Below are 22,068 nucleotides of genomic sequence, written 5' to 3'. Positions count from 1 at the left end.
TACCGGAATAGTTGCCCCCCTTGCGAGAACGAAAAGATCTTTTTTGGGGAATCCATTGTGCTTACATCCATTTGAGTTCATACCCAGTCAAACAGTTAAAACTATTTTGCCGATTGCATTGTGCTAATAGTAATGCGGACCTCGTAAGCAACAACATAATAACGACAAAATAAAGCCAAGAGGCCTTATACCATCAAACAAATTGTTTTTTTTCTCACCAATACACTTGCCAACAGACAACAAGTCTTCTACCATTGAAAGTTATTGCAGAATTTGCGGAATGAAACATGATCATAGAAAAATTTTTGGGTAATCAATCTGTAATACTAGCTTTGGATGCTGATAATTTTTTATTTGATCGGTTAGATCAAATTGTTGATTCTGGTTTTAATTTGGTTGAAATTAATTCAACGGATGTCAATTTATTAACAAAAATCAAAGCTCAATACACCACTTTAAAAATTGGTGCCAGTGGTATTATTGATACTCAACAACTAGAGCAATGTTATCAAGCGGGCATTCATTTTGCTTCCAGTCCTGGCTTTTTACCTTCAATCGCTCAAACTGCCAGTGTTTATTCTATGTGTTATTTTCCAGGAGTCGCTACCATTTCAGAGGCTATGGCCGCAATGAATTTCGGATTCCAACAGGTTCGTCCCTGCCCTGCTAATCTGACATTTTGCAATATGCTAAATAAATACCTACCCAAATTAAGTTTATTTCCAGTTGAAATTCAATGGAATGAAGCAGAGCATTTTCTAAATTTACCCACGGTTGCGGCTGTGGTTATCCATAATCCTGACAAAAAACAATTGAATACCTTAACCAGTTTGACCCCTTCGCTGATCTAACGTATTCGTTCACGCCCTTGGTTAATTAGGCCATATGGATACAGTTCAAGCTGGGTTATTATACATCCGCTCCCTTATGGCCGCGGCTCTGTTGTTCATCATTAGACCTTTTGTATAACCTGCCTCCTTTATTTTATTGCTGCGTTATAAAGGTTTCTGTGGTGCTCATTTACTCCATGTCAACTCCGCTCCTCGAAACCTTTACGCCTTGCACTAAAGACAAAATAGCCAGGTTATACAAAAGGTCTATTATAATCCGAGCCGCGACCATAAGGGAGCGGATATAGTTGGCACGTAAAATAACCAATTATCCTAAATTCGGCAGCTGAATCATAGCGAGAGCCGCTAATGTGATGAACTGAATTTTTAAACACGGACTGTGGACGATTAATGGGGTCAAAATCAGGAGATCCCTCGTCGCACGCACCTCGGGATGATTGAGTTGGTATTAGTTACCTTATGTCTACTAAACAGGACTTGGTCTTATTCCCTACGTATCAGTAGATCCAGAACCAGAATTGCAGCCCCTATGCAAATAGCACTATCCGCCAAATTGAACGTAGCAAAGTGATAGTGCTTATAGTAAACATCTATGAAATCAATAACATACCCATGCAACCCTCGATCAATCAAATTGCCTAAAGCCCCGCCTAATATAAGACTTATGCCAGCAGCTTGAAATCGTGCTTGTGATGGAATACGCAACAACCAAATCACTAAAATAACGCTCATCAAAAAGCTAAACCCTGCAAAAAACCACCTGTGCCAATCACCAGCTCCGCTTAAAAAACTAAAAGCAGCACCCGTATTAAAGGCTAAGGTAAAATTCAACATGGGCATAATTGGCATTGGCTTATACGGAATTAATAAAATTCCAACCCAATACTTACTTACCTGATCACAGATAATCACCAAAATACTGAGTACAAACCAAGGCCATTTTTTCATATATAACGTCTCTCTTCATTCTGTCCGCTGATGTTACCTACACAGCGCAAGCACAACTCAGGATGATCTTTGTTTTGTCCAACATCTGAACGTCTATGCCAGCAACGCGCACATTTTTCATGAGCACTGGCTGTTACTTGTATGGATACTCCACACTCTGTGATAGGCAATCCTTTGGGAGATCGGTTGACAGGATAAGCTGTAGCTCCCGATGTAATCAATAAAAAGCGCAATTCTTCGCCTAAACGCGTTAGTTTGGGCAACAGCTTATCATCAGCATAGAGCGTTACCTCAGCAGCTAAAGCAGAACCTATTTCTCCTCTCTGCCTGGTTTCTTCTAATGCCTTATTCACTTCATCACGAATTAAATACAATTGTTGCCAGTCATCCATATTCACTGCGTCAATAATTGGCCATGCTTGATACCAGTGCTCAATAAAGATGGACTCCTTATTATACCCAGGTATTGTTTGCCATATTTCTTCTGCTGTAAAGGATAAGATAGGTGCCAGCCAAATAGAAAAGGCTTTGACTATATGGTACATAGCAGTTTGACAAGAACGTCTTGCTATACTCTCTTTCGCAGTGGTGTATTGCCTGTCCTTAATCAAATCCAAATAAAAACTACCCATATCCACAGCACAGAAATTGTGAATTTTCTGATAAATTAAATGGAAGTGATAATTTTCATAAGCAGCAATTATTTCTTCTTGTAAAAGCTGGCAACGCTTTAAAGCCCATCTATCCAGTTCTAATAAATCCTTATCATCAATACAATCAGTAGTTGGATTAAAATCAAATAAATTGGCTAATAAAAATCGGGCTGTATTACGAATTCTACGATAAGCATCCGCATTGCGCTTAATGATTTCCTCAGAAATACTCACTTCATGACGATAATCCGTTGATGCCACCCATAGTCTTAAAATATCGGCTCCATGCTGGTTTACCAATTTGTCCAAAGCAACATAATTCCCTTTAGATTTTGATAGTTTTTTACCCTCTGCGTCAACAGTATACCCATGGGTCAATACGGTTTTGTAGGGAGCGACACCATACATCGCAACAGCGGTTGTTAAGGAAGAATTAAACCAACCTCGATGCTGATCGGAACCTTCAAAATAAACATCCGCCGGAAATCCTAAATCCTTATTATGTTTTAAAACACTATAATGAGATATTCCAGAATCTAGCCACACGTCCATAGTATCTGTAATTTTATCATAATGTCGTGCCTCATCCCCGAGCAACTCGGCACTATCCAGCTCAAACCAGACATCTATACCCGATTTTTCGATCATCAAAGCCACTTTTTCTATTAACTCGAGAGTCTGAGGATGCAATTCTCTTGTCGTTTTATGAACAAATAATGGCATAGGTGTTCCCCAGGCTCTTTGCCTTGAAATACACCAATCAGGCCTGTTTTCAACCATATTGCCAATTCGAGCCTTGCCCCAGTCAGGAACCCAGTTAACATGCTCAATCTGATTCACTATCGCTTGTCTTAAATTGGCTTTATCCATTGAGATAAACCATTGGGGAGTTGCAAGAAATATCATGGGTGATTTGTGGCGCCAACAATGTGGATAACTATGTCGTATAGTTTCATTTGATAACAGAACATTTTTCTCTGATAATACTGTTAAAATCACCTCATTAGCTTTTAGCACGGAAAGACCCGCAAACAGTTCAACATCCTCTGCAAAACATCCATTTGCCATGACAGGATTTATTAATGGCAAATGATAAGACTGCCCTACCACATAATCATCAGGGCCATGTGCTGGGGCGGTATGCACACAACCAGTACCTGATTCTGTGGTTACATGGTCACCAAGAACTACTGGAACTTGTCGCTGGTAAAATGGGTGTTGTAATTTAAAGTGCTCAAAGACTCGTCCCTTGGTGGAACCACAAGTTTTATAATGGCTAATCTTATAGCGTGTCATAACCGATTCTACTAAATCGGTGGCCACAAGATAATAAGAGTCACCCGAGTCAATCAATGAATAATCAATCTCCGGATGCAAGCAAACTGCTTCATTAGCCGGCAATGTCCAGGGAGTTGTGGTCCAGATAGGCAAAATTAACGGTTTTACTTCAGATTTAATTTTAAAACAATTAATGAACTCAGATGGATTTACTGCTGCGAAGGCCACATCAATAGACGGAGAAGTTTTGTCTTCATAATCTACTTCGGCTTCAGCCAAAGCAGAACCACAATCTATACACCAATGAACTGGCTTAAATCCTTGTTGCAGATGACCGTTTTTAATCATCAAGCCCAAAGCTCTGATTATGTTTGCTTCATACTGATAATCCATAGTTACATAAGGGTTATACCAATCCCCTAAAACTCCCAGGCGTTGAAATTCATCTCTTTGGATATCAATTTGACTTGCAGCATACTCGCGGCACCTGGCACGAAATTCTCTGGGAGTAATTTTCATCCCAGCCTTACCTACTTTTTTTTCAACATTTAATTCGATAGGCAATCCATGGCAATCCCAGCCAGGAACAAATGGCGCATCAAAACCACTCAGAGTCTTGGATTTGATAATAATATCTTTAAGAATTTTATTGAGTGCATGCCCACAATGGAGATGTCCATTGGCATAAGGAGGACCATCGTGCAAAATAAAACGTTTACTTCCAGATCGAGCTTTACGAATCTTATGATAAATCTCTTTCGTTTGCCAATCTGCCAGCATTTCTGGTTCTCGAACTGACAAACTTGCTTTCATTGGAAATGAAGTGTTTGGGAGGTTTAAAGTATCTTTATATTCTGCCATAGGTGCCTACTCTGCCAAATCATTAAGTTCTTGAAATTTTAACGTCCTTATTCTGTGACATTCATCATGCACAGTTATCATGAGCCTTAAATCAAAATAACTCGATTAAAGGAAAATTAAACAGTATCACTGACTACTTTGATGACATTGTTCGATAAATCTATTTCAACATCATGCCAATTCTGTTTTAAATATGCCTTCGCCTGCGTGATGTCATTATTAATCTGCACAATTAACGCATCCACAGTTGAGAATTTAACTTCATCCCGAAGTTTGTGCAAGAAGATTACTTGCAATAACTCACCATAAATAGACTCATTAAAATCAAATAAATGTACTTCCAGAATATTTTTTGTCCCGGCAACAGTCGGACGTTTTCCAATATTGGCGACACCAGAAACGGTTTTTGAATTCACATGGACTTGTACAACATACACACCTTGCAAAGGTATTGATAAACGATGCATAGCCAGATTAGCAGTCGGGATTCCCCACTGACGACCACGGCCATCACCTTTTATTACACGTCCGCACATACTATACGGTCTCCCCAGCAAATTCGCCGCCATTGACAAATCCCCTCTTTGCAGTGCTTCCCTGATTTTAGTAGAACTCACTTTTTCTTTTTCAATAAGAAAATCAGAGTATGCTTCTACTTCACAGGAATATCGGGTGCCTAAATTTTTAAGTAAATTCACATCTCCTTCCCTGTTCTTTCCAAAACGAAAATCCTGTCCGACTAGAAGATAACGTATTTTCAATGCTTCAAATAAATAAGATCGAGCAAAATTCAATGGAGTAGTTTGAGCTAACTTCGCATCAAATTTGATGCAATATATGTAATCCACCTGACACTGATGTAAAACATTCATTTTTTCCCTCAAACTGGAAAGTCGGGCGGGGGCATTATTTTTATGAAAATACTCTCTGGGCTGTGGCTCAAACAATATAATGACCAAAGGCAATTTCATTTTATCTGCTTTCGTTCTTAATTCTTTAATCAGATGCTGGTGTCCCAAATGAACGCCATCAAAATTACCAACAGTGGCAACTGCACCTTTATTAAACAACGCCAAATGATTAAAACCACGTAACAATTTCATTAATCGATTCGATCAGAAGAATAAAATTACATAGTATACTGGTTTTCCGAGTTATTGAGAAATATCTAAAGTGTTGCCCGTACTAATGGAAATAATACGGGACTTTTGAATAAAGGTTGCTATCAATGATTTACTTTGGGTCTTACAATTAAAACATCACATTCTGCGCCATGTAGAATAGCATTAGCTGTTGAACCTAATAATAAAGAAAGTCCATGCTTTCCATGACTTCCGGTAACAATCAAATCAATTTTATGCTCTTTTGCCACTCTTAAGATTTCATTTTTGGTTGAACCAAACTCTATAAAACGATGCTTCTCATCCACACCTAGTTTATCTGCCAACATACCTAATTCTTTTTCAGCTTGTTCGCGTATAGACATTTCTACTTCAGCAAATCCTGCAAACCCAGGGTAAGCATAAGCTGGAATTGGCTCAACAACATGAACTAAAATTAAATCAGCACCGTTTTCGTCTGCAATTTTTTTGGCCTTCTCAGCTGCCCGCACCCCAACCTCGTCAAAGTCAGTAGCAAACAATACCCTTTTATACATCATTTTCTCCTTAAAATTCTGATAGCTAAGTTAAGATTAGCAGATTTAAGCCTATTTTCCCAGAATCACTAAACAATCAATCAGAGCAAAATCATATTTTGAAGATTATTATTGACCAAAATGATGAGCTTACCCTGAACGATTATTTTGCTCTAGCCAATATTTGAAAGACCCTCCACAGAACGTATCCATGGATTTAATTTAGCCAGGTCGCTGGGTAGCTTTTTTATATTCAACTGAGCTTGTGATCTGTTATCGAATTCACCGAAAGTCAAGATGTACCAAACACCCTTTGCATTTGTGAAATGTCTTACCTTCGCCTTAGCCAGCAATTTATTTTTTTTCTTAAAGCTATTTATATCTTCGATCCTGTGACTTGCAACCAATTGGATAGTGAATATCTTAACGTTGGTTTTTTTACTCGCTGGTTTCTCGGTTACTAATTTTTCATGTACTGGATGAGGAATGGCGGGCAATTTTGATTCGTTAACTTGTGTTTGCAAAACTTGTTCGCTGAAGTTTTTACTCTTCACCTTCGGTATGACAACAACTTTATCCAGAACAGCAACAGTATCAATATTTTCTTCTTCATCCATAAAATCATCTAAAATCTGCTTCTTAGGTAATCCAAAATGCACTAATTGCCTTGTGGAAGAATCTTCCCAAGAAGCAATATAGCTTGCATTATTTTCCTTGATAAGTTCTTTAATTGGAGGAGGAGTAGTTATAGCCGTTAGGTCTGGTAATTTAGGGACTTTATGCAGGGTATCAAAATAAAAATAGGAGAATCCTGCAACAATCGCAACACTAACAGCCAAACTAGCACTTTTTAAAATGGTTGACTTATTACTTCGTCTTTCATTTAAACATTTTAATATGAATGACTCCAAATCTGCATTAATTTTTGCTAAATTTCCTTTGGTTAATTGATAAAACTGTTTAAATTGGGCATCCGTTAGAGGCCTGGTGATTAAGTGAGAACTCATAGCGCGTTGCAGAACATAAGTTCTGGTTTCACTCTCATTCAATATTCCCAGCTCTATTGTATGTATTAAATTATTAAATTGATCGACAACCAAATTATTTAAGGCTGCAACAATAGAATAATCAGAAATAAGGCACAGATGAAAAAAACCAAAATTCCCCTGATTTTTTATAATATGCATTACTTCTTTAATAAAATTTTCGGGTAAATGTTGAGCGTCATCAATAACTAGTAAAACATGAGCTTTTCGTTCATTGATTTGCGCCGCAAGAGAGCTAATATTTGTTTCCTTACTATTATGAAGGTGTAACTGCCTGGCCAGTTCATCTATAATATTCTGACTATCAATCGGTGGTTTTGCCTTAATCGATACTGATTTAATTTGTTGATTCAGATTATTTTCCAATAGAGCGCTGAAACAAGTTTTCCCACCCTCTTTTTCTGACAAAACGGTTATTAATACATTATTGAAAAGAATTAAATGATTAATGAAATCAATTTTTGCAAGCCAAGATCCTGGTTTAAACAAAGTCCTGGGTTGATATACAGCTCCTTCATCAAGATGAACTTTTCCATCTATCATTTTTATTCTCCTTCTACCGCATTTATCAGGGTGCTATGTAAACAATCTTCAGTAACCGAATCATCAAGATAACAAACGCCTGGTTTTTTAATCACTACAAAACGTAAACAATTATTTTTAATTTTCTTATCCAGACTCATTAAATCCCTTAATTTACTTAAATCTATAGTACCTGGAATTTTATGAGGCAAACCTGCATCAATGAGCATTTGCTCAACTTGGCCCACCACTGATTTATCAAGCAAACCCATTTTTTCCGATAATACAGACACACAATATAAGCCTATGGCAACAGCTTCTCCATGCAGCCATCTTTGATAATTGGTATAAGTTTCCAATGCATGGGCAAAGGTATGTCCAAGATTAAGTAAAGCACGTTGGCCTGATTCCTTTTCATCTTGTTCGACAATTTTTGCTTTAATTCGACAACATTCTGCTATCAATAGTGGTAATTGAGGATTATCAACTGTTAATCCCTGCCGAAGCGCCTCTTGAATCAGTTTTAAAAAGTTGCCTCCAACCAATAATGCATATTTTATCATCTCCGCAACACCAGAACGAAACTCTCGTTCAGGTAATGTTCGCAAGGTATTTAAATCCATTATAACAGCCTGAGGTTGGTAAAAACTGCCAATCATATTTTTACCTGCAGGGTGATTTATCGCTGTTTTACCTCCTACTGAAGCATCAACCTGAGCCAGTAACGTAGTAGGAATTTGAATAAATGGCACTCCTCGCTGGTAAGTAGAGGCAGCAAAGCCAGTTATATCACCAATCACACCTCCACCTAAAGCAATTATGGAAGTGTCTCTATGATGCTTGTTCTGAATTAAAGAATCATAAATAGCAAATAAACTGCTTTGATTTTTATGTTCTTCTCCATCTTCCAATAAGATTACATCACATTGCCTTGATGATAAAGTGGATTGCAAAAAGCTTAAATACAAAGGTGCTATCGTCCGATTGCTAACAATAAGTACCTGCTTTGAAGTTATAAAACGGTTGATTACATCAGCATTAATTAACCCATTACGGCAAATAATTATTGGATATTGATGTCCTGATATAGAAACATCAACCTCAGCATAAAGTTCAAACTTCGCCATATAAATATTTTATTATATTGTTTGCTACCGCTTTTACAGTTAATTTATCTGTTTCAAAACTCACATCTGCCAATTCATCATAAAAAGGCTCTCGTTCATCTCTTAACAGCTCCAATCTCCCCTCAAGATCCTCAGTCTGTAATAAAGGGCGTTTGGTATCACGTTTTGTTCTTTCAAATTGCTGTTGTAGAGATGTTTTCAGATATATTACTGTTCCACGTCCCGCCAGGGCATTCCTGTTTTCAGGGGTAATAACTACTCCACCACCAGTTGCCAACACTATATTAGTCTTTTGGGTCAATTCATCGATTACCTTTTGCTCTCGTCGTCTAAACCCTTCCTCACCCTCTATATCAAAAATCCATGAGATATCGGCGCCAGCCCGCTCTTCAATTACTTCATCTGAATCATAGAATTCCAATTTGAGCTCCTTTGCCAAAGCACGTCCTATAGTACTTTTTCCAGCACCCATGGGACCAATGAGAAAAATATTTCGTACTTTAACTATGCTCATTTTTTCTTACATACCTCTTCTACTGAATTGTCATAATTAGCCGTGCCATTATAACAACAAATTAGATACACGTCTTAGTTGGTTTCAGGATATTTACTATTCTCACTACATAGATATAGTCATACTCTACCCAGTCATTCAAGAATTTAGAGTAAATAACATAAATTTAGGAATACATCCAATTACAACTTAAAAAAATTTCTGACATTCTACAACGGATAATGATTAATTACTCATAAAATAATTATTTTTTGCTCATTCCGAGAGTATTGAATTTTTATTCTTCATTGTTCTCTAACTTATCCCTGAAAATTATTTTTTAAAATAATTTCATTTCATAACCTGTCACAGTGTAATTATAACATGTTCAACATGCCAGAGGCACTGCCATCAAGTTAATGGTTTTTGTATTATTCTGATTATAAACAATAAATAAATTTAAATTATTTATAAACTTCTTTTTCACGACCTTCTATCGTTGTAATGGATAAAGCATTCGTTATTATTCTTGGCGTAATAAAAATAAGCAATTCTTCATTTTTTAATGTGATTTGTTTATTCCTAAATAAAACACCAACTACAGGCAATTCACCAAAGAAAGGAATTCTATTTATTGCTTTGTTCTTATCTTGTTTATAAATACCTCCAAGAACAATGGTTTGCCCATTATTAACTAAAACATTCGTCTGGATTTCTTTAGTTATAATCGCTGGAACCCCAAGGAAGGTCTGGGGAGAAGGTGTGTCCTGATTTATCTGTAAATCCATCAATATCTTACCATCCGGTGTAATTTGCGGAGTTACTTTCAAACTCAGAACTGCTTTTTTAAATGCCACTGCGGTAGCCCCACTTGATGTCGCCTCCTGGTACGGAATTTCCTCACCAGACTCAATAACTGCTGCCTGTTGATTGGTGGTAATCAATCTAGGACTGGATATTAATTCCGCTCGCCCTTCGCTTTCCAAAGCAGATAACTCTAAATCAAGCAGAATATTATCGTTAAGCCTGGCTAATGCAATCCCTAATGAAGCAGGTGTGGCTCCAGTTAAAGGGGCAGCTGCCAAATCAAGATTTAACCGCCTTTCTAATGGAATCACATTAGCCGGTGCTGTTCCTCTTGCCAGCTCGTTTGCACCTTCCAAGGTACCACTTAAGTGAGTTGGTCTTGATACACCCCAGCGTATCCCAATATCCTGACTAAAATCTTTAGTGACTTCAACAATTCTCGCCTCAATTAGTACTTGTTTAACAGGTATATCCAGTTGCTTTATCAACTCCCTTACTTCTTCAATTTTAGTTCCGGTATCTTGAATCCATATCGTATTAGTTCTGGCATCAACACTTACTTTTCCTCTCTCCGATAATAAGGAATTTTGTTTATCCTTAATCAGAATGGCAATATCCGCTGCCTTTGCGTAATTAATCTGTATTAAATCGGAGCGTATAGGTTCCAGTTTCTCGATTGTCTGTTGACTTTTAAGCTGCTCTTCCTCCATTTTATCCATAGAAGACTTGGTATCAATCAACATAACATTACCTTTTCTACGCTTATCTAATCCTTGTGTTGTTAAAATAATATCCAGAGCTTGATCCCAGGGAATATCATTTAATCGGAGTGTAATATCACCCTGTACCTTGTCGCTGACAACCATATTGATCCCAGTAAAATCCGCAAGCAGTTGAAGCACAGCTCTAATACTAATATTCTGGAAATTCAAAGAAATTCTCTTACCAGTAAATACTTGCTTCTTCAGTTTTGCTTGTCGAATTTCTTCAGCAGTTAAAGGAAATACATCAACCATAAATTGTTTATTGACCTGATAAACAAAATGCCCGTAATCCCCTTTATTAAGAATGGTCATACGTACATTTTTACCTTCCTGTTGCATGGTGATTATTTGTACAGGACTGTGGAAATCAGAAACATCATATCGTTTCATTAAATTTAATGGGATTCTTGTATTTAGGAAATTAACCGTTATTTCTTTACCAACCTGTGTCACATCAATAGGAATACCCGTGTCAGACACATCAATTAAAACTCTACCACCTTGTTTTTCTATGCCACGAAAATCAATTCTTTTAATTTCGTGTTTTGCATTCACGACCTGGTTAGTTATAAATACTTCTTTGGTATTTTCAAACAGATCATTGCTTTTACCATTCAGTACTAGACTATAAACAGAACCAGCAGTACTGCCCGAATAGGATACTGAACGATCCAAGTCCAATATAGCTCTTACTCTATCCCCAACAGAAACAATGTTATAACTATGCAATGAACCTAATTGAATGGTTTTCATTTTCTGATCAGAAGGAATTTGCATGTCTGTACTAATAAAGTCTAAAACCAAGCGCGGAGGTTTCTGGGTAATAAAACTGGCGGGAAGCTGCTTTAAAGGTTTAGCAAATTGAAAATCAATACGTACTCTGTTCTCAGGCAATGGTAATACTTTCACTGAAATCAGAGAATTATCCTTAGAATAGGCCATACTAAAACTGGCACTAATTAATACCAAAATAGCGATAATTTTTCGCACGCCTCACTCCTGCTTGCCAGTATCCAAATTAATTGTGGTAACCTGTTTTTCCCAAGTCCCTGAGTTTTGAACAGTTTCTTCCAATTTAATTAGTTCATTTTTAATTAAAATGATACGTCCATAATGTTGCCCCATATAATCTCCAACCTTCACACGAGTCACCTGACCGTCAGGCTGTTTAATAAGAGCCCAAATTTCATTGTCCTTTTTTAAAGTACCTACGAATTTTAAAGCATCTAATGGAAATGCTTCCAAAGGCTGCTTTGGTCTCTTTTTATCTGGAGCATAAATATCATTTCTCTTTTTTTGATCAATAGGCTTGAATGGATTGCGCCTATTATCATTTTCTGGAAATCTAAAAACAGGCAAAGGAGCAAACTTGGGTATGGGCTCAATCGGTTTGCCAGGCCTTGCTTTCACGTCATTGATGTACCTAACCAGATCACTGTTATCACCAGAGCATGAACTAAGCAATAAAGCCAGTAGTCCAGTCAATAGACCTCTTCGGAAACTCGCCGTGGTGAGTGAAGTGCGGGAAGAAGCGGAGCGCAGAACCGGAATGTACACCCCGGTACATCGGGATTCGAGCTCCGCATCGACAAAGCAATTCGTCACCGCAGTAGAGTTTCCGAAAAAATCTAATATAGGAATCTGCTTGTTTTTAATTATCATTGTGCCCGATATCTATATATTTTAGCGGTGATGCCCATCACCAATTCATCCTGGGAGATCGTTTTACCATCTCCAGAGGATACCCCCTCAACGCCAAACTCATGCAATGTCACTATTCTGTTCATTTCTGCCACGCGACTTAAAAACATTGCTAACTGCATATAGGATCCCACTACTGTAATTTTAATAGGTAACTCAATATAAAAATCATGCACTACTTCAGGTTGCGGAGCAAATAATTCAAATTTCAAACCTGATGCAACTCCTGTTTTGGATATTTCTTCCAAAAGTCCAGGCATTTCATTTTTTGCGGGTAGCTGTTTTAGCATAGCGCCAAAACGTTCGTTCATTAACTGCAATTGATTACGATAGGCCTGGAGATTTGCTGCTTGATGTTGCTTGGTTTCAAATTCAGTTTTCAAAGCCACTTCTTGAGCTTGTAGTGTATCAAATTGCTCAAAATTGGGTTTAATAATAAGCCAATAACCTAGTCCAATCACCAACAGACTAATGCCTACAATCACCCCAATCTTTACTGGTATTGGCCATTGTCCTACATTCTCCAGTGTTAATTCATTTAAATTGACTGTATCCATAATTTTTATCAGCCTAATATTTTGGTTTAAGTACAAAACTTAATTTAAATTCATTGTCCGGAGCCTGTTTCTTTTCATCATTTTTTTTAATTTCAGTAAGAACTGGATTCTGAATCCATGCATTCGCTTCTATATTTCTCATTAAAGTTGAAATACTTGTATTAGACTCGGAATATCCCCAAAGTGTTACTACATCATGCTCTCTTTTTAACTTGGTAATATAAATCCCTGGCGGAGTAACCTTTATAAGTTCATCAAACAAATGGACCATTAAAGTTCTTGTTGACTGCAGATTTTGTACAATAGACATTCTCGAAATCAAACCTTCTCTGATTTGTTTTAATGCCCTTATCTCCTTAATCTGATCATCTAAAGCGGTAATTTCTTTCTGCAAAGTTTGGTTCCGTTCGATCTGATTACTTACTAAATGAGAAGCATAAGAATTAATTAGAAATACGATAACTGCTGCAACGACAATTCCAATCAATAACATAGTCGTAAATAATTTCTTTTCTTGTTCCCGTTTTTGTTCACGCCACGGTAATAAATTAATTTCAGTCATTTTCTTACTCTATATGTCGCAAAGCCAACCCACAAGCCACCATTAGAGTAGGAGCATCTTTGTTGATCGTATCCAAATTAACTTGCTTATTAAAAGACATATAAGATAGTGGGTTTGCCACTGTAGTTGTCACTCCTAGTTGTTCCTGAATAAGTGCTGCCAATCCAGATTGTCTTGCCATACCACCAGCCAATAAGATGTGATCCACAAATCCATGTTGACTGGTAGAATAAAAAAACTGCAAAGTACGTTTGATCTGCAAAAGAATCATATCTTTAAAAGGCTCTAATACTGCTGTTTCATAGTCTTCAGGTAATTTATCCTCATTTTTCGCAGCAATAGCTTGTTCAATATTCATTTTATAGTGTTCTGCTATAGCTTCTATAAGTTGCATACATCCAAATTTTTCTTCCCTTGAAAATATTAACCTCATCCCATGTAAAACAAATAAATGAGTATAATTTGCTCCAATATCTACTATTGCTACAATTTTATCTTGCCCGCTTGCTGGTAGCTCTTGTGCGATTTGTTGTACTGATCGCTCTACCGCATAAGATTCTACATCAACAATCTTGGGCTCTAGCCCTGCTCTATGTGCTGCTTCAACTCGACTATTCACATTCTCTGCTCTTGAAGCAACAATTAGCACATCAAGAAGGGCTGAATTTTTGGCGGAATGTCCCAACACTTCAAAATCAAGATTAATTTCATCAATTGGGTAAGGAATATATTTATCTGCCTCAATAACAACCAGCTCCTCCATTTCCTGGTCAGTCAAACCCTCATTAATTTGAACTACTTTACTGATAACTGAGGAATCCGGCACAGCTAATGCTACATTTTTAGAGGTGAATCTCAACCTGTCTACCAATTTTTTGATGCAATTTCCTACCACATCAACATCTTTGATCACATTCCCTTCCAGAGCAGCAGAAGGTATTTCTTCGCGACCATATCCTTCAACACATAGTTGCTCTCCGGAACCTGAAATTTCCAATATTTTCACAGCCGAAGAGCTAATGTCGATTCCAAGAATTGAACGATGCTTAGGTTTAAGCAGTTTGAGCACGTATATTATCTCCCTGTATTTCCCTGCAGCCCAACAGCGCCCCTATATTAAAACTTATCCTAACTTATTAGTAATGTTAACGTAAGCTACTGTAAATTGGAATCATTTTGCTGGCGTTAAAAAAGCTTATATTAAATAATCATAATTTCAAAATATTAACTAAAAATTTTTCAATCCTAATAACATTGATTTAAGAATTTTTTTATTTCAGGTTGTTACTGGGAGAAAATGGGCGTCCTTCGTGAAATAGTTCTCAGAAACTCTGAGAGTTATACTCTATGCGTTACAATATTTTTCCACTATAACTGTTAAACAAGCTTTCTACTTGTATGATTTTTCCAAATAATGTTCTAGTTAACAGGCACTTGCACTTCAGCAAAACATTCAATATAGTGAAATACCAAGTTGTAAGGGATTTTCACATCTAGATTTCAGAATTTATGCTTTAAAAGGAGCCTTATAATATGACCAGGTTAGAAGAGTTACTCTATGCACTAACGTCTGTGATAATACGATATCATGACAGTCAACCTAAAGTATTAAACAAATTGGTAGTTGAAAAAAATCCGATTCTCTTAGGAAAAAAAGTGCTTGCTTATGCTAAAGAGATTATTCATGATGAAAACGAGGGATTTAAAGCAAGACTTGAAGAAATAATACAAGATTGTACCAGCAAAGGATATACTGAAAGAAATCCATTTCTACGTTTTATATTAAATGAAATTGTTTTTCTAAAATCCATGCAGGATAGGAAAAAATCATTTGATCCATCTCAACTCGAAGAATATAAAAAACAAACAGCACAGATTTTACTCGATCTTAAACAATTAATGATTACCCCAAAAAGTAAAACTTGTAGAGTAACGTACACTACAACGAGTGAAGATTCTGAGCCCAACATTTCCCTTTCAGGATTAAAAAATGATGGGTATTACGGTGGTGAGTTTTGCAACTCCGGTAATCTTATCAACGAAGAAGTTTTACTGACTTTTAATATTCATATTAATTCTAATGATGTCTCTGAATGTTCTTCCGATGAAGAACTTAAAGAGATCGCTTCCGACTTGTGCCTGGAACATCAAAACCGTCTTCTGGTTCCCGAACTTTCTGAACTCGTTCATGAACTAACTGATCACAATAAGGAACTTAGAAAAACAATTAAAACTCAAGCAGAAGAATCTGAAAGAGATAAGAAAAAAATACTAGAACAAGAAACTGCAATACAAGGGAAGGACAAAGAAATAGAAAAACTGAAAGCTGGTAGTATAACCCACCCGGTTTTCAATCCAGTCCTGACTTTGCCATATGGAACTTTATTTGGCAAAACTGCATTAGGTCAACAAAAAAAATCATTCGGTGTTACTAATTCACCGACGGAATCATCCGAACCTCCATCCACTGGATTTAATCCCTCACCCTCTATGGGCAATAATGAAGTTGTTGATTAAAATCCAATCGCGCTTCGTTGATTGGCCATGAATTAAAAATAATGAAGCGCACAATTTTTTTTAATACAGCTTTTTTCCTGTCAAATCTCGCAATATTATATGGATTCACTGTATAATATTGCACTATTCACATTTAACGAAAACAGAATTCTATGAAAAAAATGGCATACTTCTGGCGTAAGGGTCTTTGGGCGCTGATGAGCCTGTTTTTTCTTTTATTAGTCGTGGGCAGCCTTCTCTATCTTTATCTTGAGAGTCAACTTCCCAATGTCGATTCATTGAAAACAGTCCAATTACAAGTACCACTGCAGATTTTCAGTAAAGAAGGTTTACTGATTCAGGAGTACGGCGAAAAAAAACGTATTCCCGTGACCTATGATGAAATCCCGCCTACTCTGGTTCATGCGTTAATCGCTACAGAAGATCAACGTTTTTTTGAACATCCTGGCGTAGACGTTATGGGATTAGGTCGTGCTGCTGTAAGTATGCTTAAAACCGGAACAAAATCCCAAGGCGGTAGTACTATCACTATGCAAGTAGCTCGTAATTTCTTCTTAAGCCGTAAAAAAACATTTTTACGGAAATTCAATGAAATTATGCTCGCCATCAAAATTGACAGAGAATTAAGCAAAGAAAAAATCCTGGAGCTCTATTTAAACAGAGTCTATCTGGGTAACAGGGCTTACGGTGTCGGCGCTGCAGCCATGGTTTATTTTGGAAAACCACTTAAAGACTTAAATCTGGCGGAATTGGCCATGATAGCAGGGCTTCCGCAAGCCCCATCAACCCAAAATCCTATCGCTAACCCGCTTGCCGCAAAAAAACGTCGTGACCATGTATTAGAGCGATTACTGGAAGAACATTACATTAGTGAAGAACAATATCAAAATGCAGTAAACCAGCCAATTACTGCAAAATATCATGGAACCAACATCGAGGTGAAAGCTCCTTACGTTGCTGAAATGATTCGCCAGTCTTTATATGATAATTTCGGACCAGAAGCTTATACTAAAGGCTATAAAGTATACACTACTATCGATGGCAAATTACAAAATACAGCCAACGAAGTAGTAGAAAAGAATTTGATTGCCTACGATCACCGACATGGCTATCGAGGCCCAATAGCAAACATAGGTGAAAAGGACAGCCAGTCTGTAAAGATAAGACAAAAATATTTACGTCAATATCCAGAGCTTAATAATTTAGTTCCCGCGGTAGTTACTGAAGTAGGAGAAAAAGAAGCTACTGCTTCGTTACAAAATGGACAAATAATTATTATTCCTTGGGAGGGCTTATCCTGGGCCAGACCAGCACTTAAAAAAGGCTGGGTTGGAAAATCGCCAACCAAAGCACAACAAGTAGTCGCTGTAGGTGATGTGATTTACGTACACTCAACAGAAACCTATTGGCAACTCGCCCAGATTCCTGAAGCAGAATCCGCCATGGTTGCAATGAACCCTAAAAATGGAGCGATTGAAGTTTTGGTCGGGGGATTCAACTTCTCGAAAAGTAAATTCAACCGAGCCACTCAATCAAGCAGACAACCAGGATCCAGTTTCAAACCATTTGTTTATGCTGCCGCTTTAAATAATGGATACAATCTGGCTACCCTGATTAATGATGCACCGATCGTTGTGGACGACCCTAGCCAACCCAATTTATGGCGACCACATAATGTGAATCTAAAATTCAATGGCCCTACACGCTTGAAACAAGCATTAGTTCAATCCAAAAACTTGGTATCTATAAGAATTCTTGATGATATAGGCATTGACTATACGATAGATTTCTTAACTCGTTTTGGTTTTAATAAAAAATCATTACCTAAAGCTTTATCACTGGCTCTAGGAAGCTTGTCCATTAGCCCTATGGATCTGACCACAGCTTATGCAGTCTTTGCCAATGGCGGCTATAAAGTAGAACCTTATCTTATTGACCACATAACAGATGCTGATGGTAAAATTCTGCTGCAAGCCAAGCCGACTGTTGTATGTGACTCTTGTGATAATACCAAAATTGATGTTTCAACTCTTGCGCCGCGGGTTATTCCTGCAGATATTGCCTTTTTAATGAATACTGTATTACGAGATGTAATTCAGCATGGTACAGGACGTGCTGCTCGCGTATTAAATCGCCAGGATATAGCTGGTAAAACAGGAACTACCAACGACCAGGTAGATGCATGGTTTTCAGGCTTTAATTCTGATTTGGTAGTAACTGCATGGATTGGCTTTGATAACCCTAAATCATTACATGAATATGCTGCAAGTCTTGCTCTTCCGTTATGGATAGATTTTATGAAAGTGGCATTAAAAGACAAACCTGAAATTGAATTAAAACAACCCGAAAATGTCGTAGCAGTTCGAATAGATCCTGCTAGTGGCCTGCTGGCTAAACCCAATCAGGAAAATGGTATTATTGAATATTTTAGAGAAAATGAAGTTCCAGCAGAAGAAGATCATAATCCAGTGTATAACGCACAAAATAATCAACAGGAAGAGCAACTAGCGCCAGTAGAGGAAAACCTGTTTTAGGTTCTTGAGAAATTACCGTTCAGGGTGTGTATCTTGAACCCTGGCGGAATGCCAGAGTTATATACAAGTTGAACGATTCACTGGATTCTGGAAGTTATTATACATCCGCTCCCTTACGGTCGCGGCTCGGTATTGCGTCAGTATAATCATTCTAATCCGAAACCGTAAGGGAGCAGATATAGTTGACACGTAGAATAACCAGTTATTCTGCACAATATATGAACTCTATTTTTAAGCACGGTCTGTCAACGATTGCCAAGAGTGATACAACCTGCCAGTGACCTTTTGAGAGCTATGATTGATAGGATTGTTGAGGCTACCCACATTAACTTGTGCTAATATGGGTAAATGCATGTAAAATTATTTACCTGCTAAAGCAGCAGCTGCAGGGGTATATTCATATCCCAAATCACGGGCTACTGCTTCATAAGTAATCTTACCTTGATGAACGTTTAACCCATTAAGTAAATGATGATCATTTAATAAAGCTAATTTAACCCCTTTGGTTACAATGCTTAATATAAAAGGTAATGTAGCATTATTTAAAGCAAATGTAGATGTTCTAGGTACAGCACCAGGCATGTTTGCCACACAATAATGCACCACATTATCAACTACATAAGTAGGTTCTTGGTGAGTTGTAGCACGGCTAGTTTCAAAGCAACCTCCTTGATCGATGGCAACATCCACCAAAACAGAACCAGGACGCATAGAACTCAGCATAGAACGGGTAACTAATCTTGGTGCTGCAGCCCCTGGCACTAATACTGCACCAATAACTAAATCAGCACTGGATACATACTTTTCTATGGAATCTGCTGTGGAATAGACTGTATTCAGCTTGGAACCAAACTGAAAATCCAGCTCATTTAAGCGTTGTAAAGAGCGATCAAGTACTATGACTCGAGCTTCCATCCCCATAGCCATACGAACAGCGTTCGTGCCTACAACTCCACCTCCAATGACTACAACATTTGCAGCAGCGACACCTGGAACGCCACCTAGCAATATGCCACTGCCCCCTTGAGCCATCTCTAAACAATGAGCTCCTGCTTGAATCGACATACGACCTGCAACCTGGGACATAGGAGTAAGTAAAGGCAACCCACCCCCATCTTGAGTCACTGTCTCATAAGCTATGGCTGTGACACCAGATTCTTTTAGCAAACGGGTTTGTTGAGGATCTGGTGCCAAGTGTAAATAAGTAAACAAAGTTTGACCTTCACGCAATCGTTTACACTCAATCGGTTGAGGCTCTTTTACTTTGACTATCAATTCGGATTTGGCAAATACTTCATCAGCAGTATCAACAACTTCAGCCCCTGCATTTCTATAATCATCATCGGAGATACCAATACCCAGTCCAGCTCCCCTTTCAACTAAAACATCGCTTCCTGCTCTAATAATTTCTCTGACACTTGAAGGAACAAGCCCTACTCGATTTTCTTGCGATTTTATTTCTTTTGGTACACCGACTAACATATTGTTACCTCTTATCTATTCTTTAATTGTTCTATTAATTGCGGAACTAATTCAAACAGATCACCTACTAACCCATAATTCGCAATTTGAAAAATAGGTGCATCTTCGTCTTTATTAATTGCAACAATAACCTTAGAATCTTTCATCCCTGCTAAATGCTGAACTGCTCCTGAAATACCTACCGCAATATAAAGCATAGGAGCAACTACTTTACCAGTTTGGCCAACTTGATAATCATTAGGAACAAATCCCGCATCTACCGCCGCTCTGGATGCACCTACTGCAGCGCCCAATACATCAGCCAACTCTTCAATTAACTTGAATTTTTCTGCACTTTGTAAACCTCTGCCCCCAGAAACAATTATTTTAGCGCTACTTAAATCTGGTCTCTCGGATTTACTCAATTCATGCCGGACGAATTGACTCCCTTTGGTTTGAAATTCCTTACTAATACTTTCAATACAACACGATTCTTGACCGGACATTATAGGATTAAATGCTGTTGTCCTAATAGTCATTACTTTTAATGAATCTAAAACACGTACTGTTTCTATTGCATTACCAGCATAAATAGGATGCTCAAATGTATCTACATCAATTATCTTACTAACGTCAGAAAGCTGGGTTACGTCCAGCTGCGCAGCAACACGCGGTAGTATATTTTTTCCAAAGGTACTGGAAGGAGCTAAAATAGCGCCGAATGAATTTGCTAAAGACACGACTAAGTCACTGATCGATTCCGCCAATTGATATTCATAACCAGGGCTATCCACATGCAAAACAGCATGCACCCCTTCGATTTTAGCTGCTTCTTCAGCTACTGCACGACATTGATAACCAGCAACAAGTAAAGTAATTTTATTACCGAGTTCCAAAGCAGCTGACAGAGTATTACGAGTTGCAGAGTGTAACTGCCGATTATTATGTTCAACCAAAACTAAAGTGCCCATCTCTTCTCCTTTTAAAGCACTTTGGCTTCATGTTGTAATTTACCCAACAATGCAGCCACAGAATCAAGTATTTCACCACCACTTCGAGTCGCGGGCGCATTAACCTTTAATATTTCAACATGCTGTTTAAGTGATAAGTTAAGCGATTCCAACTCAAGAATATCAAGAGGCTTGCGTTTTGCTTTCATAATATTCGGCAAACTGGCATATCTGGGTTCATTTAAACGAAGATCGGTACTGATTACTGCTGGCAACTGCACCCTGATCGTTTCCAAACCACCATCAATTTCTCTCACGACTTCAAGTTGATTATGATTGGCAATGATCTTTGACGCATAAGTCGCTTGCGGCCAATTCAACAATGCCGCTAACATTTGAGGAGTTTGATTATTATCGCCATCTATTGATTGTTTACCCATCAACACCAAATCAGGTTTTTCATTGTCCACTATTTTATTTAAAATTTTAGCTATATTAAGACTCTCGAATGTTTTTTCTGTCCGAACCAAAATAGCCCTATCAGCACCCAAAGCCAATGCATGTCTTAACGTTTCTTGAGAACTGTCAGCACCAATGCTCACAGCAATTACTTCTGTTGCCCAATTTTTTTCTCTCAAACGTAATGCTTCTTCAATGGCTATTTCATCAAAAGGATTCATTGCCATTTTGATATTTTGGGTTTCAACACCTGAATTGTCCGATTTAACCCGAATTTTAACATAAGGGTCTATCACACGCTTTACAGCCACGAGTATTTTCATGGTTCCTCACTGGAGTAT

General features: G+C 37.8%; 18 protein-coding genes. 3 read left to right on the top strand and 15 right to left on the bottom strand.

Translation table 11 applies throughout. The features are described 5' to 3' along the window. Positions 1-287 precede the first annotated feature (287 nt). Positions 288-851: a multidrug DMT transporter permease gene (locus tag ACZ5EK_RS04950; RefSeq protein ID WP_464431711.1), complete on the top strand. Its 564-nt coding sequence runs from the start codon at positions 288-290 to the stop codon at positions 849-851. Between the two features lie 483 nt (positions 852-1,334). Here the strand turns inward: ACZ5EK_RS04950 and lspA are convergent, their stop codons facing one another. The 12 genes from lspA to pilM form a co-directional block, all read right to left on the bottom strand. Further along, positions 1,335-1,799 carry a signal peptidase II gene (gene lspA / locus ACZ5EK_RS04945; protein ID WP_464431710.1) on the bottom strand — a complete coding sequence of 155 codons (465 nt, stop codon included), beginning with the start codon at positions 1,797-1,799 and terminating at the stop codon, positions 1,335-1,337. Next, positions 1,796-4,591, bottom strand: a complete 2,796-nt coding sequence (gene ileS, locus ACZ5EK_RS04940) for an isoleucine--tRNA ligase (protein WP_464431708.1) — start codon at positions 4,589-4,591, stop codon at positions 1,796-1,798. The genes lspA and ileS overlap by 4 nt, the downstream gene beginning before the upstream one ends. A 116-nt stretch (positions 4,592-4,707) precedes the next feature. Then, positions 4,708-5,694 carry a bifunctional riboflavin kinase/FAD synthetase gene (gene ribF, locus ACZ5EK_RS04935; protein ID WP_464431706.1) on the bottom strand — a complete coding sequence of 329 codons (987 nt, stop codon included), beginning with the start codon at positions 5,692-5,694 and terminating at the stop codon, positions 4,708-4,710. Positions 5,695-5,816: 122 nt separating this feature from the next. After that, complete coding sequence (locus ACZ5EK_RS04930; RefSeq protein ID WP_464427681.1) at positions 5,817-6,248, bottom strand: universal stress protein; 432 nt, start codon at positions 6,246-6,248, stop codon at positions 5,817-5,819. A 152-nt stretch (positions 6,249-6,400) separates the two neighbouring features. Next, a complete protein-coding gene (locus ACZ5EK_RS04925) occupies positions 6,401-7,816 on the bottom strand; it encodes an AAA family ATPase (RefSeq protein WP_464431704.1) in 1,416 nt (471 codons plus the stop codon). Positions 7,817-7,818: 2 nt separating this feature from the next. Next, on the bottom strand, positions 7,819-8,922 hold the full coding sequence (gene aroB, locus ACZ5EK_RS04920; protein WP_464431703.1) for a 3-dehydroquinate synthase: 1,104 nt from the start codon (positions 8,920-8,922) through the stop codon (positions 7,819-7,821). Beyond that, positions 8,909-9,436, bottom strand: a complete 528-nt coding sequence (gene aroK, locus ACZ5EK_RS04915) for a shikimate kinase AroK (protein WP_032828804.1) — start codon at positions 9,434-9,436, stop codon at positions 8,909-8,911. Before aroK ends, aroB begins: the two co-directional genes overlap by 14 nt. Positions 9,437-9,879: 443 nt before the next feature. Continuing rightward, positions 9,880-11,976: a type IV pilus secretin PilQ gene (gene pilQ, locus ACZ5EK_RS04910; RefSeq protein ID WP_464431701.1), complete on the bottom strand. Its 2,097-nt coding sequence runs from the start codon at positions 11,974-11,976 to the stop codon at positions 9,880-9,882. A gap of 3 nt (positions 11,977-11,979) precedes the next feature. After that, positions 11,980-12,528 carry a pilus assembly protein PilP gene (locus tag ACZ5EK_RS04905; protein ID WP_464432459.1) on the bottom strand — a complete coding sequence of 183 codons (549 nt, stop codon included), beginning with the start codon at positions 12,526-12,528 and terminating at the stop codon, positions 11,980-11,982. 116 nt (positions 12,529-12,644) lie between these two features. Next, positions 12,645-13,244, bottom strand: coding sequence for a type IV pilus inner membrane component PilO (locus tag ACZ5EK_RS04900; protein WP_464426901.1), 600 nt, complete (start codon positions 13,242-13,244; stop codon positions 12,645-12,647). A 13-nt stretch (positions 13,245-13,257) separates the two neighbouring features. After that, entirely contained in the window at positions 13,258-13,806 is a 549-nt protein-coding gene (locus tag ACZ5EK_RS04895; RefSeq protein ID WP_464431700.1) for a PilN domain-containing protein, read from the bottom strand. 4 nt (positions 13,807-13,810) lie between these two features. Further along, positions 13,811-14,875 (bottom strand): type IV pilus assembly protein PilM, encoded by a 1,065-nt coding sequence (pilM, locus tag ACZ5EK_RS04890; RefSeq protein ID WP_464431698.1) that lies wholly within the window; start codon positions 14,873-14,875, stop codon positions 13,811-13,813. Between the two features lie 464 nt (positions 14,876-15,339). Here pilM and ACZ5EK_RS04885 point away from each other — a divergent pair, with 464 nt between their 5' ends. Both ACZ5EK_RS04885 and ACZ5EK_RS04880 read left to right on the top strand, forming a co-directional pair. Then, positions 15,340-16,323, top strand: coding sequence for a hypothetical protein (locus ACZ5EK_RS04885; RefSeq protein WP_464431697.1), 984 nt, complete (start codon positions 15,340-15,342; stop codon positions 16,321-16,323). Between the two features lie 152 nt (positions 16,324-16,475). After that, positions 16,476-18,857, top strand: a complete 2,382-nt coding sequence (locus ACZ5EK_RS04880) for a penicillin-binding protein 1A (protein ID WP_464431696.1) — start codon at positions 16,476-16,478, stop codon at positions 18,855-18,857. A 360-nt stretch (positions 18,858-19,217) separates the two neighbouring features. On the opposite strand, the gene ald is transcribed toward ACZ5EK_RS04880, so the two are convergent. From ald to ACZ5EK_RS04865, 3 genes are read right to left on the bottom strand one after another with little or no spacing between them, the layout of a single operon-like run. Continuing rightward, positions 19,218-20,339, bottom strand: coding sequence for an alanine dehydrogenase (ald, locus tag ACZ5EK_RS04875; protein WP_464431694.1), 1,122 nt, complete (start codon positions 20,337-20,339; stop codon positions 19,218-19,220). An 11-nt stretch (positions 20,340-20,350) separates the two neighbouring features. Continuing rightward, the gene (locus tag ACZ5EK_RS04870) at positions 20,351-21,289 is read right to left on the bottom strand and encodes an electron transfer flavoprotein subunit alpha/FixB family protein (protein ID WP_464431693.1); all 939 of its coding nucleotides are present in this window, start codon (positions 21,287-21,289) and stop codon (positions 20,351-20,353) included. 11 nt (positions 21,290-21,300) lie between these two features. Then, a complete protein-coding gene (locus tag ACZ5EK_RS04865) occupies positions 21,301-22,050 on the bottom strand; it encodes an electron transfer flavoprotein subunit beta/FixA family protein (RefSeq protein WP_464431692.1) in 750 nt (249 codons plus the stop codon). Between the last annotated feature and the right edge of the window lie 18 nt (positions 22,051-22,068).

Source organism: Legionella sp. JM-2024 (genome assembly GCF_055389095.1).
This window is presented reverse-complemented; position numbering and strand designations above follow the sequence as displayed.